This window comes from Shewanella sp. SW1, from assembly GCF_025653545.1.
In the GTDB taxonomy this organism is placed as follows: Bacteria; Pseudomonadota; Gammaproteobacteria; order Enterobacterales; family Shewanellaceae; genus Shewanella; species Shewanella oncorhynchi.
On sequence record NZ_JAKKSG010000039.1, the window covers coordinates 1 to 15293 of the forward strand.

At 43.7% G+C, this 15293-nt stretch carries 17 protein-coding genes and 3 pseudogenes; 4 read left to right on the plus strand and 16 right to left on the minus strand.

The features are described from left to right. Both L5M71_RS22570 and L5M71_RS22575 read left to right on the plus strand, forming a co-directional pair. Positions 1-239, plus strand: a pseudogene (locus tag L5M71_RS22570) (ISAs1 family transposase); the annotation flags it as partial. A 284-nt stretch (positions 240-523) separates the two neighbouring features. Then, positions 524-868, plus strand: a complete 345-nt coding sequence (locus L5M71_RS22575) for a DUF3634 family protein (RefSeq protein WP_105251862.1) — start codon at positions 524-526, stop codon at positions 866-868. Between the two features lie 83 nt (positions 869-951). Here the strand turns inward: L5M71_RS22575 and L5M71_RS22580 are convergent, their stop codons facing one another. The 12 genes from L5M71_RS22580 to L5M71_RS22635 form a co-directional block, all read right to left on the minus strand. Then, positions 952-1179: a hypothetical protein gene (locus tag L5M71_RS22580; RefSeq protein ID WP_131523646.1), complete on the minus strand. Its 228-nt coding sequence runs from the start codon at positions 1177-1179 to the stop codon at positions 952-954. A 256-nt stretch (positions 1180-1435) separates the two neighbouring features. After that, the gene (locus L5M71_RS22585; protein WP_263209906.1) at positions 1436-1978 is read right to left on the minus strand and encodes a DUF3833 domain-containing protein; all 543 of its coding nucleotides are present in this window, start codon (positions 1976-1978) and stop codon (positions 1436-1438) included. Next, the gene (locus tag L5M71_RS22590; RefSeq protein ID WP_263209908.1) at positions 1966-2580 is read right to left on the minus strand and encodes a chalcone isomerase family protein; all 615 of its coding nucleotides are present in this window, start codon (positions 2578-2580) and stop codon (positions 1966-1968) included. Before L5M71_RS22590 ends, L5M71_RS22585 begins: the two co-directional genes overlap by 13 nt. A 94-nt stretch (positions 2581-2674) precedes the next feature. Further along, entirely contained in the window at positions 2675-3256 is a 582-nt protein-coding gene (locus tag L5M71_RS22595) for a DUF2878 domain-containing protein (RefSeq protein ID WP_263209910.1), read from the minus strand. Positions 3257-3346: 90 nt separating this feature from the next. Further along, positions 3347-4621, minus strand: coding sequence for an SAM-dependent methyltransferase (locus L5M71_RS22600; protein WP_263209913.1), 1275 nt, complete (start codon positions 4619-4621; stop codon positions 3347-3349). Between the two features lies 1 nt (position 4622). Beyond that, complete coding sequence (locus tag L5M71_RS22605; RefSeq protein ID WP_263209917.1) at positions 4623-5447, minus strand: DUF1365 domain-containing protein; 825 nt, start codon at positions 5445-5447, stop codon at positions 4623-4625. Next, positions 5444-6694: an NAD(P)/FAD-dependent oxidoreductase gene (locus L5M71_RS22610; RefSeq protein ID WP_263209920.1), complete on the minus strand. Its 1251-nt coding sequence runs from the start codon at positions 6692-6694 to the stop codon at positions 5444-5446. Before L5M71_RS22610 ends, L5M71_RS22605 begins: the two co-directional genes overlap by 4 nt. Continuing rightward, complete coding sequence (locus L5M71_RS22615; RefSeq protein WP_263209923.1) at positions 6691-7491, minus strand: SDR family NAD(P)-dependent oxidoreductase; 801 nt, start codon at positions 7489-7491, stop codon at positions 6691-6693. Before L5M71_RS22615 ends, L5M71_RS22610 begins: the two co-directional genes overlap by 4 nt. Beyond that, a complete protein-coding gene (locus L5M71_RS22620; RefSeq protein WP_219251282.1) occupies positions 7491-7937 on the minus strand; it encodes a nuclear transport factor 2 family protein in 447 nt (148 codons plus the stop codon). Before L5M71_RS22620 ends, L5M71_RS22615 begins: the two co-directional genes overlap by 1 nt. A 23-nt stretch (positions 7938-7960) precedes the next feature. Next, positions 7961-9463, minus strand: coding sequence for a deoxyribodipyrimidine photo-lyase (phrB, locus tag L5M71_RS22625; RefSeq protein ID WP_263209925.1), 1503 nt, complete (start codon positions 9461-9463; stop codon positions 7961-7963). Next, positions 9450-10481, minus strand: a complete 1032-nt coding sequence (locus tag L5M71_RS22630) for a MerR family transcriptional regulator (RefSeq protein ID WP_263209927.1) — start codon at positions 10479-10481, stop codon at positions 9450-9452. The genes phrB and L5M71_RS22630 overlap by 14 nt, the downstream gene beginning before the upstream one ends. A gap of 60 nt (positions 10482-10541) precedes the next feature. Next, entirely contained in the window at positions 10542-11495 is a 954-nt protein-coding gene (locus L5M71_RS22635) for a YbgA family protein (RefSeq protein WP_263209930.1), read from the minus strand. A gap of 273 nt (positions 11496-11768) precedes the next feature. On the opposite strand from L5M71_RS22635, the gene L5M71_RS22640 reads away from it, so the two are divergent. Beyond that, positions 11769-12293 (plus strand): hypothetical protein, encoded by a 525-nt coding sequence (locus L5M71_RS22640; protein WP_263209932.1) that lies wholly within the window; start codon positions 11769-11771, stop codon positions 12291-12293. A gap of 153 nt (positions 12294-12446) precedes the next feature. On the opposite strand, the gene L5M71_RS22645 is transcribed toward L5M71_RS22640, so the two are convergent. From L5M71_RS22645 to L5M71_RS22655, 3 genes are read right to left on the minus strand one after another with little or no spacing between them, the layout of a single operon-like run. Next, complete coding sequence (locus L5M71_RS22645) at positions 12447-12731, minus strand: heavy-metal-associated domain-containing protein (protein WP_173243585.1); 285 nt, start codon at positions 12729-12731, stop codon at positions 12447-12449. Continuing rightward, the gene (locus L5M71_RS22650; protein ID WP_317630061.1) at positions 12728-13045 is read right to left on the minus strand and encodes a hypothetical protein; all 318 of its coding nucleotides are present in this window, start codon (positions 13043-13045) and stop codon (positions 12728-12730) included. Before L5M71_RS22650 ends, L5M71_RS22645 begins: the two co-directional genes overlap by 4 nt. A 16-nt stretch (positions 13046-13061) precedes the next feature. After that, a complete protein-coding gene (locus tag L5M71_RS22655) occupies positions 13062-14204 on the minus strand; it encodes a transglutaminase-like domain-containing protein (protein ID WP_263209938.1) in 1143 nt (380 codons plus the stop codon). Between the two features lie 689 nt (positions 14205-14893). Between L5M71_RS22655 and L5M71_RS22660 the strand changes: the two are divergent. Beyond that, a pseudogene (locus tag L5M71_RS22660) lies at positions 14894-15046 on the plus strand (porin); the annotation flags it as partial. A 10-nt stretch (positions 15047-15056) separates the two neighbouring features. On the opposite strand, the pseudogene L5M71_RS22665 reads toward L5M71_RS22660, so the two are convergent. Beyond that, a pseudogene (locus L5M71_RS22665) lies at positions 15057-15293 on the minus strand (ISAs1 family transposase); the annotation flags it as partial.

The following is a 15293-nucleotide window of genomic DNA, read 5'->3' on the forward strand; positions in this document are numbered from 1 at the left end:
GGGCTCATTGGCAAACTGAAAATAATCAACATTGGCTTTTAGATAAGCTATTTCAAGAAGATAAGCAGAAAATGTATGATGAAGATGGCGCCAGTATCTTGGCCATTTTACGCCGCTGGGCCTTAAATCTGGTGAAATTACACCCAGCTAAAACCAGCCAAACTCAAAAATTTAATCGAGCATGTTGGAGTGATGACTTCAGAGAAGAGATTATTTTTGGAACTGGTCAAAAAGTGTAATCAGCCCCTGACCCTTGAGTGAGCTCACTTAGATGTGCTTTTCTCTCGGGGAAATGTGTAGCAAGTTTTTCGATAACGTCGATTTGCTTCTTACACAATAATGACCAACGATCTGCATTTGATAAGTACATGGCGTTTTCCTTAACTGAGGGGTTACTTTTCCTTAGCCAGTTAAGTCTAGGCTGGAATCATTTTATTGCCAATTCAAAATTGCGCGTTAGCGCACTGTTAAAACAACTAACTCGGGAGTATCTTGGTTCTATAAACATAAGATAGGAGGCGTTATGACAGCCGATATTTTCAAACTCATTTTTGTCGCTATTGGTATATTTCTCGTTTACAAACTGATATTTGGTGGCAAGAAAGGTCTGACTATTTTTGAAATGCATTTTAAAGATGGCCGTATGACTCAGCATAAGGGCAAGATCCCCGAACGATTCGAACGGGAATGCCGCCAAATCGCTAAAACCGAAAAACTGACTTGTACTGTTAGGGCTGAAAAATCAGGAGATGTACGCTTACATATTTCTGCCAACGTGAGTGACAATGTAAAGCAAAGGATTCGTAATCTGTTTCCGTTTGAATATTATGACAAAAAATCGATAGATAACAGTCGTCAAGCGGGTTAGTTCTTCGCCTCTCCCCTAGCAACCTTAATACTTGCTATTGATAGTTAAGTATTGAGGTTGCAGTGAGTTCCTAAGGCATTTTCTTATTTAAACTTAACTGGATACCTAGGTTTTAGAAAATCGGATTCTAACTGCCCGTCTTTTCTCGCATCTCGAATACGACGTTCATTATCTTGCACCATAGGATCGCTTGCGGGTTGATGAGGATCGACTTGTTTCTCAGAATGATCCTCAAACTTAAAGTCAAAAGATGAACAAGCAGTTAACGACAGACTAAAAAATACTCCCCATAAAACAACGTGTTTATTCATCGACTACCCCTATCCATTTAGACTTAAGCTCAAATTAATTAAATTTAAACAATGGGTTGCAATAACCTTACCCGATATATCACTTATGCCACTAGCAAAAATGCCTAGCTGCAACTTTGGTTTGACTTCAACACTTTAATGCAGAAAAAAGGGGGTTATTAGCCAAGCTATACTGTTTAAGCCAATTTAAGTCTTAATCAACAGAGTTAATCCAAGACAAGCTGGGGTAAGCCAACTTAACTAAAAATTGCTGAAACTATTTTTGAATAACTAAAGTGACTTTAGCAACTGTGATGCCAAACTTAATAATATCACTCTGATTTATAATGGTATTATCATTCACTAAGAACATCCAATCGTCGAAATGAACTTGATATTCCTCACCATCCACAGGCAATAACATATCGTATTTCCAACGTAGCGCACTGCCGCTAGATTGGCCATCGGCAGTCCCGATAATGTCACCTGCAGTTCCTGAGTATCGCCCTTCCCCTAGTGCCTTGATGCGCCACACACGAGTTTGAGTTTCACCATCATACACAAACCATTCATTAATGACCCCCTCACTTCCCTGCCAACTGGCTTCCATAATGACATTGAATTTGCGGATTACTTTGCCACTAAAATCTTGTACGACCCCAGAGGCTTTTAATGGTCCATTAAAAAATGACTCCAAAACCAATGTCGGATGAGTATCTTTATAATCAGTCACTTCCACCGATGAACAACTCGACAACAGCCCTATCATTATTAAACCTAAAAATAACTTTCGGCCGACAAGCCGTTTCAACAATCGCATGGTTTTTCTCCGAGTAATTGCGCCCGCAAACTAGGACGACTAGTGGCTTTCGATAACCAAATCGCTAAAAATGCCTCAGCAAAATTAGCATCATGGATAATGTCGAGTGGTTGATGATTAAAGAAAAACTGACTCGTTTGTCCATCTATCACCTTAAAACTTAAATGGTCGCCCTGCTTCACATCGGGCCAAGTCGCATTTAATAAACCCAACCAACGTTGGATATCATTTTCGGCAAACGCTAGATGCTGCCATTGATCTTTTGTCGCTTCGAGCAAATCCTCTGACTCAATATCTCGATAATATTCAATATCTAACAGCAGAGGATATTGCCCCTGTTGATAACGGCCATTTACCGTCATCAGTCTGGCCTTATACAAACTAAACCACAGCCAATCCATTTCTCCGCGGCCCACTTCCTGAAAAGTCTGCGTCACATCGGTGGCATCATTCAGTTCGATAGTAATGTTTTCAAAATCAGGCGTTTTCGCCTCTAACGCTTTTAAAGGGGCGGCCAATAAACTGAGGGCCAATAGACTTAAGCAGCTTGAATTCAAAAATGAAAAACCAAGATTTGGGCTACGATTACGAACTGACGACATGGGATCCCCCTTTTACTGCATGATGTCTTACAACAGGTACTTAACTAAAAACGGCATAATGACTTAACCGCGATCAATTCCTACAACTCAATAATTAACGCCCAAACACAGTAAAAGAACGCGCTTTAGTGCTTCGATTAAATCCATAGGGATTAGCAAGTTGGATTAAAAATGGCAGCAAGACTAGCCAAACCAAAAATAACACCACAGCAGAAATGACATTACCATAGGGCAAACTCACGGCATTAAATTGTGCGCCAGCCAAATAGCTTAACCCGCCCAAAATGCCCCCGAGTAACGCCTGAAATATCAGCGGTAAAGGTCGCATAAAGGCCAAACTATGATTCAGGGTCAAAGCAAAATGCAGCCACAGGCAACCAAGCCACCAAGGGAAAAGAGCAAACTCAAACACCGCTAAAACAGAGAGTACGGTATCTACGCCTATTCCTAAGGCTGCAACCTTTAGCATCAATAGCAAATCCACTTTGCGATACTCGTGCTTACCTAATGAAGCTAGCAGGATAAAGTGAAATAATAACAAAGGGATAGTTAACAACAGTGAGGTGTTAAGCCAAAGTACGCTAGACCACCACACAGCCTGAAAACTCAAGGCGTTATAGAGAATAAAGCCCTGATGTTTAAAAGGAACCCGAGAGTTAGCTAACATGGACTTCATCTTTGCCTCACTTTATCTTGCTGCAAACAAAGCGGCTCATTCCAACGAAAATGGTTATTTCCACTAAAGTGACTGCTTAATCAAAACAGATTACATCGCATTAGGGCTATGGCTTGGGAGATGATGGCTAGCAATGCGATAGTCCGGACGCACAGCCACTAAATGCACTGTGCTTGTGGTACGTTCTAAAAATCCACCTTCACAATAACTTAGGTAAAATTTCCACATCCGAATAAAATCATCGCCATAACCTAAAGCTTGGATTTCGCCTATCGCATGATCAAAATTCTCATGCCAATGTTTTAAGGTTTTAGCGTAATCGAGCCCCATATCATTGAGCGACCAGACCACCATGTCCGTCTGTTTGGCAATGTGACCGACCATTTGGCTCACTGAGGGTAAGCAGCCACCGGGGAAAATATAACGCTGAATAAAATCCACACTTTTGCGATAGCTGTCATAACGTTGATCGGCAATAGTTATCGCCTGTAGCAGCATGCGCCCATTGGGTTTTAACAATGATTCCAGCTTTTTAAAGAAGCCTGGTAAATACTCATGCCCCACAGCTTCAATCATCTCGATAGAAACAACCCTGTCGTATTCTCCGGTGAGATTGCGATAGTCCTCTGTCAGCAGCGTCACTTTATCGCTTAGCCCTTCGCGTTCGACACGGGCTTTGGTATAGGCGTATTGCGCATCTGAAATCGTTGTTGTTGTCACGTGCACGCCATAATGCTTAGCCGCATAAATAGCCAGCGCGCCCCAGCCTGTGCCAATCTCAAGCAAGGTTTGACCCGGCTGTAAATCGAGCCGCTCACAAATAGTCATCAGCTTAAACAACTGCGCTTCCTGCAAACTGGCTTCCTCATGTGGATAAAGCGCACTCGAATACAACATTTCACGGTCGAGGAATTGCTCATACATAGCATTACCTAAATCGTAATGGGCAAGAATATTCCGCTTTGAGCCCTCTTGAGAATTGCGATTCAGCACATGCTTCACACGGTTTATCGTGCCGGTTAACCAAGAGAATTTGGCTTCAATCTTATCGAGTAAGGCTAAATTACGGGCAAACAGTTGTACGACTTTGGTGAGATCAGGGCTCGTCCAATGGCCTTGAATATAACCTTCACCCGCACCAATGGAGCCTGAAAGCATGATTTGACGATAAAAACTCGGGTGTTTAACCACAAGCGTGGCGTGCAAGTCGGTATGACTCTCACCAAAACGATAACTCTTGTCGCCCTCAACCAAGGTCAAGCAGCCATGTGGGAGACTTTCAAGCGCCTTAAGCAAGACTTTACGCGCAATACTGTCGGGCAGTTTCCCTGTGGTGACTGAGGTTTGCGAAGCCGTATTTTCCATGTTATTTCTCCATCTGAGCTGGATGCGGCACAAAGGGCACACGTTTAAAAAAGAGTTTTAGCGCTTGCCAATAAATCCCGAAGAAAATCTTGAGAGTCATAAAAGGGAAGCGAAACAAAAGCGTCCGTAAATTGGCCGCCGTTATCGGTTGGCGTTTCATCACTAAATTGGCATTAAACAGTTTTTTGCCATTCTCTTGCATCGACTTGTTTTCAATACCGATGTTTAAGTCTTCACTCGGCGCAGACACATGCCAGAGATAACGCATATCGAGAGTCATAAAGGGAGACACGTGAAACACTTTGTCAGAAGGTTTGGGCGCGGCTAAATCGACTAAATAGCAATGGCGCTGATCCCAAGGCGTGTTACTCACCTCGGCCAACATGTATAAAGGCGTTTGATCCTGATAACAAAAGTAGAAATTTACTGGGCTAAAATACACGCCAAAATGGCGGATCTGACCCACAAACAAAACTCGATCACACAGCTTATCTGCGCCTAACGCTGCCACTTGAGTCAATACGCGACTCTTGAGTGCAGCTGCGCTCGGATCAACAACAGCCACTTCACCGCTGTCATTGGATTTAGTCGTAAAAGAAGTTAAATAGTCTTTAGGATTGAATCTTAATAAAGCGCGATGCTGGCTGGCAAAAACTCGCCCCATGGCACTGATCTTATCGACTTCATCTAAATCAATCGCCAACAGCGCCATGGCATAACTAAAGCTATGTTTAATCGGTGTAAAACGGCTGTGGGATACAGTGCCGTAATAAATACCACTATTAAGCTCTGTCATATTTAGATCGGTCATATTTAGATCGGTCATAGACTGATACCAAAATGGGCGCACACATCCAGTGCACTGCGAACCCCATCTTCATGGAAACCATTGTGCCAATAGGCGCCAGCAAAATGGGTATGATTTTGACCGGAGATTTCCTCACGGCGCCCCTGCGCCCTAAGGCTGGCTTCATTAAATACTGGGTGGGCATAGTTGAAGCGGCGTATGACTTTTGCCTCATCAATCAACTCTGACTGATTCAAGGTGACACAAAAGGTCGGTGCATTGGCTGGCAACTGTTGCAGTATGTTCATGTTGTAAGTCACTGATGCAGGGCGTTTTAGATTACCATCTAATCGATAGTTCCAACTCGCCCAAGCGGCTTTTCGCTTCGGTAAAATACGCGTATCCATGTGCAGCACCACATCGTTATTCTGGTAGCTGAGGTCGCCTAAAATGGCGCGTTCTGTTGGCGTAGGATCGTTTAACATCCGCAGTGCTTGGTCGCTATGACAGGCTAAAATCACCTCATCGAATTCCAACCATTCACCGTGAACTTGTAACTTCACCCCATTGCCATGGCGTTCAATACCTGTCACAGGTGAGTTAAGGCGGATATTGTCTTTAAAGGGCGCAATAAGATCAGGAATATAGCTACGCGAGCCACCCTTTAGCACATACCACTGGGGTCTATCACTGACATTTAATAAACCATGGTGCTGGAAGAAACGAATAAAAAACTTCAACGAAAACGCGCGCATATCTTCTATGCTCGAAGACCAAATCGCCGCACCCATGGGCAAAATGTAATGTTCAGCGAAAAATGGTGAGAAGTGTTCATTGTCTAAATAATCACCTAAGTTACCTTCGGGATAAATATCCTGTTGATAGAGTGCCTTACAGCCTTTATTGAAGCGCAATATTTCTTTTAAAAAGGCCCAAAAGCGTGGATTCAGGAGGTTACGCTTTTGGGCAAACAAACTGCCTAAATTGTGGCCGTTGTATTCAAGCCCAGTCAGAGCATTGTGCACGCTAAAACTCATCTCAGTCGGTAATATGGTGACATTAAGGCGAGCCAATAAACGTTCAAATCGTGGATATGTTCTGTCATTAAACACGATGAAACCTGTGTCTATAGCGTAGGTTTGCCCTTGATGCTCCACATCGACTGTCGCCGTGTGGCCGCCGATATAGTCATTGGCCTCAAACACTGTAACCCTGTGCGACTCACTTAATAGATGGCCACAGGTTAATCCAGAAATGCCAGTGCCGATGATGGCGATATTTTTCATAAACTCTTGTCCTTTAGCGGCTTGGCTTGAGTATCGTTTGCAATCATTTTTTGCCACACAAAGGCAGGTAAAAACGACATCAACTTCAATAGATAAGTAAAGCGTCGCGGAAAATGGATCTCGCGCTTGCCACCTTTCAGCCCATTACGTATCGCCTTAGAAGCGGTTTGTACACCCACTTGCATTGGCATAGAAAAATCATTTTTTGCGGTCAGTGGTGTCGCCACAAAACCCGGGCAAATCAAGCTCACGCCTATGTCGTTCTTGGCAAGATCGAGCGCGAGACTCGAGGCTAAATACTGCACGCCAGCTTTAGAGGCACCGTAAGCTTCAGCGCGAGGGAAAGGTAAATAAATAGCGCTAGAACTCATTAAGCCAATACGTGACCCCCTAGGCATTAAAGGTAAAAATGCCCCGAGGCAATATCCCATTGCAATTAGATTGGTATGGATAACACGCTCGAACAACACATCATCGAAGGCCTTAGCATCATCAATATATTCACAACTGCCCGCATTCAAAATGACCAAATCGAGCTGAGAATCGGTTTTCACCAATAGCTCAGCTACATTTTGGCCAGCTTGTTGAACTTGGTCGCGCTGGGATATATCGAAGATAAACAACGTAGCACCTAAGAGTTCATTCAAGGCTAACGCCTCTAACCTTTCTTGGGAGCGGCCACAGGCAATGACATGCCAACCTAAGGACAAATAATCCTGCGCCAGTTGCAACCCAATGCCTGAGCTTGCGCCTGTGATCAGCACTGTATTTACTTTCATCGGCTTAACAGCGTCCATTACTTTGCCGCCCTGTCTTTGAGTAAGCGGATAAGGCCGCCCATACAAGGCAAATGCTCATACAACATTTGCCCTAAGTCGAAGTAATCCCTGTGAAAATAAATCTTGTCGTTGAATTTAAGTTGGCTCATGCCATCAACACGGATAAGTCCGCCTTTATTCAACTTAGGGTGGCTATATTCCATCTGCCAAAACAGCGCGGCTTGGTTCGCATCCTGCTGCACTTCTTTGATCTCAAACTGAATATGCTTAACATTCTTATATAACTTCGCGAAGTACTGAGTTAACGACGCTAGCCCTGTGATTTGATGCATAGGATCGGTAAAACTAATACTGTCGTCGTAAACCCGACCTAACAGATGCAAGTTATCTTTATTCAAAGCTTGATAAAGCTGAATAAAATCATCAACAAGCGTATTAGTCTCAGTCGTCGCTTGGTTTATCATCTTGTTATTGCTCCTGATCCTATTTATTGGGCCGTGGCCTTTTTCAATACGCCTAATACTGTTAATGCCCTTGCTCTTGCTGCACTGTGCTCGACAATCGCACTTGGATAAGCCGTTTTAGTGTTGAATAACGGCTGTTCAAACAAGGACGGTGTCTGCGCTGTACTGGGTTGATGTAATTGCTTAATTCCCCAAGATGCGAGCTCTGGTAAATACTTACGGATAAAGCTGCCATCTGGATCAAACTTTTCACTCTGGCTTATAGGATTAAAAATACGGAAATAAGGCTGAGCATCGCAGCCACAACCCGCAGACCACTGCCAGCCGCCATTATTCGCGGCTAAGTCACCATCAATCAGTTTTTGGCGGAAATAGCGCTCACCCCAGCGCCAGTCAATCAGCAGATGTTTAGTCAGGAAACTCGCCACCACCATACGCAGCCGATTGTGCATCCAACCCGTTTGATTGAGTTGGCGCATAGCCGCATCCACAATCGGATAGCCAGTACGACCTTCACACCAAGCAGCAAACTCCTGCGGGTTATTACGCCACTGCACATGGTCGGCTTGACGATTGAAATTGTGATTCTTAGATAAATCGGGAAATGCCACCAGCAAATGACGGTAAAACTCACGCCAAGTAAGCTCATTTAACCAAGTACGAGCAGGGCTAGTGTCGTCGACAATCACCTCAGGGAATTGATGCAGCAGCGCGGCAACGCATTGTCTTGGGCTCACCACACCAATGGCCAGATAGGGTGAAATTGAACTAGTGCCATCAATGGCGGGGAAATCCCTATCTTGCTTATAATCCTGCACTTTCTGCTGAATAAATGCCGAGAGCAAACGCTTTGCCTGCCCTTCTCCCGCAGCCCAAAGTTCACTCGACACTTTAGTGACATTGTTAAACAAAAGCGGCTTTGGCTCGGCCAACACAGGTCCAAGCGGCGCCGGAACAGGAAGCGGCAAAATGGCATAGCGGGCGGCAATTTCTCGCCACTTACGGCTAAAAGGAGTGAAAACCTTGTACATGTCGCCGGACAAATTCAGCACAGTGCCCGGCTTAAGCAAACAATGCTCATCGGTTAACACCAGAGGAATCCCCGATTGAATACAGGCTTGGTCGCGCTGTTGCTCGTTAATCTCAGGCTCGCGACCAGCAAACACTCGACCAATCCCCAGTTGCTGGCAATAGTGACCGATAAACTCAGGTACATCAGCAAAGGTATCTAACTGAATTAACTCGAATCCAATACCAAGACTCGCCAGTCCTTGGGCAAGTAAATTGATATGACGTTCGATAAAATCCAACTGAATGGGCGCAACGTCATGGCGCTGCCACTGAGCTGGCGTAGCAATGTAAATGGCCTTAAGTGCCACGCCATTCTCCCGCGCCCAATCGCAAGCAGCGGTTAATGCCTGATTATCGGCAAGGCGTAAATCTTGGCGAAACCACATCAGTGCATTATTGCCCTGCACTTTTATTGGAATTGAATCTATTTGCATTGAATCGTTAGCTAATGTCATTGTTTTTCTCGCTATTTATCTGCTCGCTTTGATTCACGGTATTCATCTTTCCACTGTGCTTACGACTTCTATTCACCTTCCCCGCTAAACGAGATGGCATTTTCCCAATCAAGTCCGTCGTCGAAGACGCCAAAAAAGCAGATAAAAAGCTTAACGTTGGCGCAAAAGGCCCCATAAACCAGCATGGGAAAGTCATTTGCTCCAATACAGTCAGCATTTCAGTCTGTTCAGAACCCGAATGATTTGAGTCGGGAATAAGCAAAAGTGCATCGACGTTAAGCCTGCCTCGCAGCAAAGGTAAACTGCCCATGGCTTGCTCGCCAAGATCAATAACCGATACCCGCAGCGACGCTAACTCGAGCGATAGAAGTAGAGAAAACAGAATGTTAGTGCGGGTGGAATGAAGCGAGGTATGTACCCCACGGGATAGACTCACCACAGCGATTCTCGCCGTCACGGCCTGCCCAGTAAAGGCATGACGTCCACCCACTCGGTTAAGTAACTCGCTCTTTAACCAAGCAATAATCAACTCGGCATCAAGTCGCTCATTCACTAAGTCCTCGAGTTGATTAAGCCAAGGTTGTAGCAACTTTTCTTTCACCAATTGGAAAGGATATAAGCCAAATGCATCATCTAATATCTGCTGTAATTTGTGCTGATTGAAATCGAATAATGCCGTATTGAGCGCAGTGACTTGCTCGCACCATAAATCAATGGCTTGGGTTTGAACTATTTCTGTAAATGAAGATTTAGCAGCACTCATCAGCAAAGGTTTAACCTTACTGATCGCAACACCTTTAGCTAGCCATGCATTAATCTCATGGATTTCTTGGATATTTTCGCTCGTATATAATCTGTGTCCCTTGGGTGTACGTGCAGGGATCACTAAGCCAAAACGGCGCTGCCATGCCCTTAAGGTCACGGCATTCACGCCCGTTAAGGCCGACACTTCACCAATGGGGAGTAATATCTCACCATTGGGTTCTATGTGGGCCTTGTTCTCTATAGTTTGTTTCATATTTCAGTAATAACTCACTAAATCAAAAGCTAAAATCAACTGAATGCGATTAGATAAACGTTAATAGGCATAGCGCAGCTTTAACGCCTCAGGATGAGGGTTTAAGTACACTTGCTCTTCAATATAAGGTGTTGGAAATTCGCGTAAATAATGGTTAATGAGCGTGATAGGTACTAATAACGGCAATAGACCTTGGCGATATTTCATAATCGTTTCAGACAGTTCTATCTTTTGCTCTTTGCTCAAATGCTTTTTAAAGTAACCCTGAATATGCTGCAGCGTACTGGTATGATTTTTACGGGTCGCATTAATTTTCAGCGCCGTCATAAAGCCTTCAAAGTAGCGGGTCGCGCTTTGCTCAAGATCCTCAATATTGGCCACTATCGGCCCAAGCTCGCGATACCATGTCGGGCTGTGTGCCATTAATAGGTATTTATAGCGGGAATGAAACTTCCCTAACTTATGTTTAGTCAGCCCTTCATGTTTCATCAGGTGCCAATCGTGATAGGCATAAACGCGGGTGAAAAAGTTCTCCCGCAGCACCATGTCATGCAAGCGGCCTTCTTCTTCCACGGGCAATAGTGGATATCGTTCCATCAACTTGCGAGCAAATACACCAATGCCAGACTTAGAACCATTGTTAGTGCCAATTTTATACTCTGTTACCCGCTCCATGCCGCAGGTTGGCGACTTAGCGCAAAGTAAGTATCCTCCGAGGAAATCGAGCTCTTCAACCTTGTTTTCGCTGTATTCATTAAGCTTATCGGTCACATCTAAGCTACCGTCACCGCTCTGAACTAAGATGGTTTCCCCATCACGGACTAGTCGGATACTTTTCCGGGGGGCACCTAAGCCAATCGCCATTTCAGGACAGATGGGCACATAATCGAAAAATTGCTTAATTTCTTGATTACAATAGGTCGAATTTTTATGTCCGCCATCAAAACGAACCTTCTCCCCTAATAAGCAAGCGCTGATCCCAATCTGAATTCGCTGCGGGTTAAACTTGTACATAAGTCGACTCCTTGTATCACTATGTCTTTAATTACGTACCATAGTTGTACAAGGATCAAGTTTTTGTATAAATATTTTTTAAAAGTATCGTTTAACAGTGACTCCTGATAAATCAACCACAAATAAACCTAACTTGGCCTATAACTTGCTAATTCAAATTGCAAAGTTGTCATCAGATAATATTGAAACGTCCAGCAACACCCATTAGTTAACCGCTCAACATTTTAAACCGCAGGTGGCCAAGGGACAGATTCATACATAAAGGAGTCGAATATGAGCACAATTAACCCCAATAGTTATACCAATACCTTTGCGAAAAGTTATGCCAATGTGCCACTCAAGCAAGTCGAGCCGAGCACAAATGGCCTAGGAAATCGTGCAAATTCAATGACGGAGGCGAATCTAACTTCATCAATAAGCCAAGATACTGTAACGCTCTCCTCTGCAGCATCGGTAACGACTGCCGATACCTATAGCCATCTGGCCCCTAACGCCAAACAAGGCTACACGGGTAATGTGCAAGCCATTGCAGGCACGCCTGAAACAGACAAAAGCATCAACAGGTTGGACAAAGCCATGCAGGCTATTTTAGATAACCGTACAGGAGTCGATAGGGATAAAATTAATAAGATAGATGAAGAAATGGCGAAGGTTGCAGCCGATGAAAATCTATCTGAAGAACAAAAAGCCAAGCAACTAGAATTACTGCAAGCGCAAAAATTGGATCTGATTAAGGAATCATCGGAGAAAAATGAAGAGCGGCAACGTCGTATTGAGCCCGAGGTGTATTACAGCTAACGAAGAAATGACCCGCAAAGGAAAAAATAGGCAGTGAAGGAAGTAACAGGTGGGATACAGAGTGTATTTTCTCGGTGAAATATCAGTCTAATCATTTAAAACTAGACTGATATTTTATAATGTTGCTCAATCCGTTACTAAAGACACCAACGCTTAGGATTGTTTTTCTACCTTATTAATACTGCCCTTATACCCAGTTTCGTCGACGGCCTTAAGCAAACTATCTAGATTAAAATCCTCTGGCACTGTCACTAAGGCTTGCTCTGTTTTTAACGAAGCCTTGGCCTTAATCACCCCATCGGTTTTACGCAGCGCTTTATTCACGACAGTGACACACAGCGGACAAGTCATGCCCTTAACATCTAAGGTGACCAGCACGTTTGCCGCCCAGCTCGACGCTGAACACATACTTAAGGCGAGAAATAACACTAACTTCATTCAAGCACCTCTAATAACCAAGGTAATACAAAAGGATATGACTGAAATGCCAGCACAACAGGTACAGTTAACCAGTACAGCCACAGCATCTGAGTACGACTCAACGTCGCGGTACACAGTGGCTTTTTAGCAAAATAGAGCCGCCAAAATCCCATCAGAATCAGCCCAGACGACAGTAGCAACATGGGCACTTGCAGCCAGCTAAGTTGCTCAATCCCCGATAGACTTGCGGCCGACACCCCGAACACCAGATAAATAAGCGGTGCAATACAGCATAGGCTTGAAGCAACCGCAGCAACCACTGCGGCGGCCATAGTCGCTAAGAGGCCCTTAGCGTTGTTCGGTTGACTGGTAGTCATAGGCAAACACTTTAGGCTCATAATAGTTCACGGGATCGCCATCAACTTCGGCATACGGGTAGCCAAAATTATTCAGTGGTGTCTGTTCGGCTGTAGGGAATAAATCAAAGTCACGGCCATAGTTAAAGCCAACCCAGTTCATTTCCCAATTGCCAAAGAGGTAATCATTCACGGCCTGAACTGCGGGATCGCTGTGTTCTTTTTTCTCCGTCAAACGCATTTTTGTCACATCGGCTGGATCGGCTGGCAACCAACCATAACCCGCTAAATAGAACATAGCGCGACAATGTTGACCACCACTGACATCGGTAAACCCTTTGTCATCAGCACTACCAAAGGCCTTTTTAGAGTATTCGCCCATCTTGATAGCCTGACCTAAGCGAATCCCAAACATCTCACGGGCAGGGATCCCCACTGCGCGCATTAGCGCCACAAATACTGAGTTAATATCGGTACACTTACCGCCTAACTTGCCACTTTCGAGGATACTTGCTACATCACCCGTACCACAGCCAATCACGCTATTATCGCGGAACATATTAGCGCTAACCCAAAGATAAATCAGTCGTGCTTGCTTCAGTGGTTCAGTCTCGCTGCCAACGATCTTATCTGCTGTTTGCTTCACAATACCATTAATCAGCATGTGTTTAGTCGGCAGCAAATAACGTTCAACATCTGCAGGATAATGTATCTGCTCTGGGGTGCGGTAATGGGTTAAGGCGCCGCTTTTAACGGGTTCCCAATCTATCGTTTCAATATCAAGCTCAACCGTTATTGTCATGTTCGCTTTGGCATCGGGCCAAGTCGCAAACAGGATTTTAGCACCATAACTGTTGTTTGAGCTGATATAGGCGTCTTTAAAACTGCCCGTAAAATTCAACTGACTCACCAATTGGAATTGCGTGTCTTCAGGTAAAGGGATCCACAACTTAACCACGCCCTCAGACCCTTCTGGGGCAACAAGATGGTAAGTGTTGGTTAAGATAAAACGGCGGCGTCCATCGCTTGAGCTATGTTCAACGACACTCGATTTAGAGGAAGATGCCAGTACCGGCGTGATAAAACCCGCAGTCGACAAAATAGCCGCACTTTTTAAAAAATTGCGTCTTTGCATTATGACATTCCTTTTATTGGATCATTTTTAGGAAGAAGAGAAACTCAACATAAGAGAGCAAGATTATAGGTGCTATAGCACTGTGCAGCAATCAAGCCGCTAACCATACAGTATAAAACCACTACATCGGAGAAAAAGACTCAGTAAAATATGCTACAGCGCTGGCATACACATGAAAATGGAATAAATATCGACGTTGACTTAACAAGCATAATCAATGATAGATTTAGAGCATTTTATGTAAAAAAACAATTTTAGTTTAATAAAAAAGTATCAATTACGTTATTTTTATAATCTAAAGACTAAATAAAAACCATATTTAGCTTTGGCTAATGTTGTTAATAAAGATAATTATCTCACCACTTTTCACTCAAGCTTTGAGTCTCTCATTTAGCAAAATCAGTAATATTCTTTGGCAAATTTTCGAAACAATTTTCAGGGAGAACACAGTCTCACCTGAACAGTTTAATGGTATGGCTGAGTAATCATTCCAAATTTAGAATATTGAACTTACAGTTTTGACTTAAGTTAGCTCGAATTACCTAACGCTTTTTACTCATAAAATATCAAACTTATCTTTCAAAATGAGAGCCAAACCACCATGTTGCAAAAATGCTTAATAAAAGTTTGCGTATGTTTGTACCTGTTCTAGGCTTAAAAACGAATATACTCACTTAAAGGGCTTTTTTATGAAACATAAGATTTCATTAGGTCTTTGCTCACTTTTGCTCAGCTCCACCGCTTATGCAGAAGTCAACATTTCAGGTTTTGCCTCAGTTGTTGCTGGTCAAGTTCTCGAAGGTTCGGGCGTTGCAGAGTTTGATTTAGGCCCCACCTTTCTCCAGGGGCTGATTACACTTTTTGACCAGTTCCAAAAATAATCTCTTCTCTGAAGTCATCACTCCAACATGCTCGATTAAATTTTTGAGTTTGGCTGGTTTTAGCTGGGTGTAATTTCACCAGATTTAAGGCCCAGCGGCGTAAAATGGCCAAGATACTGGCGCCATCTTCATCATACATTTTCTGCTTATCTTCTTGAAATAGCTTATCTAAAAGCCAATGTTGATTATTTTCAGTTTGCCAATGAGC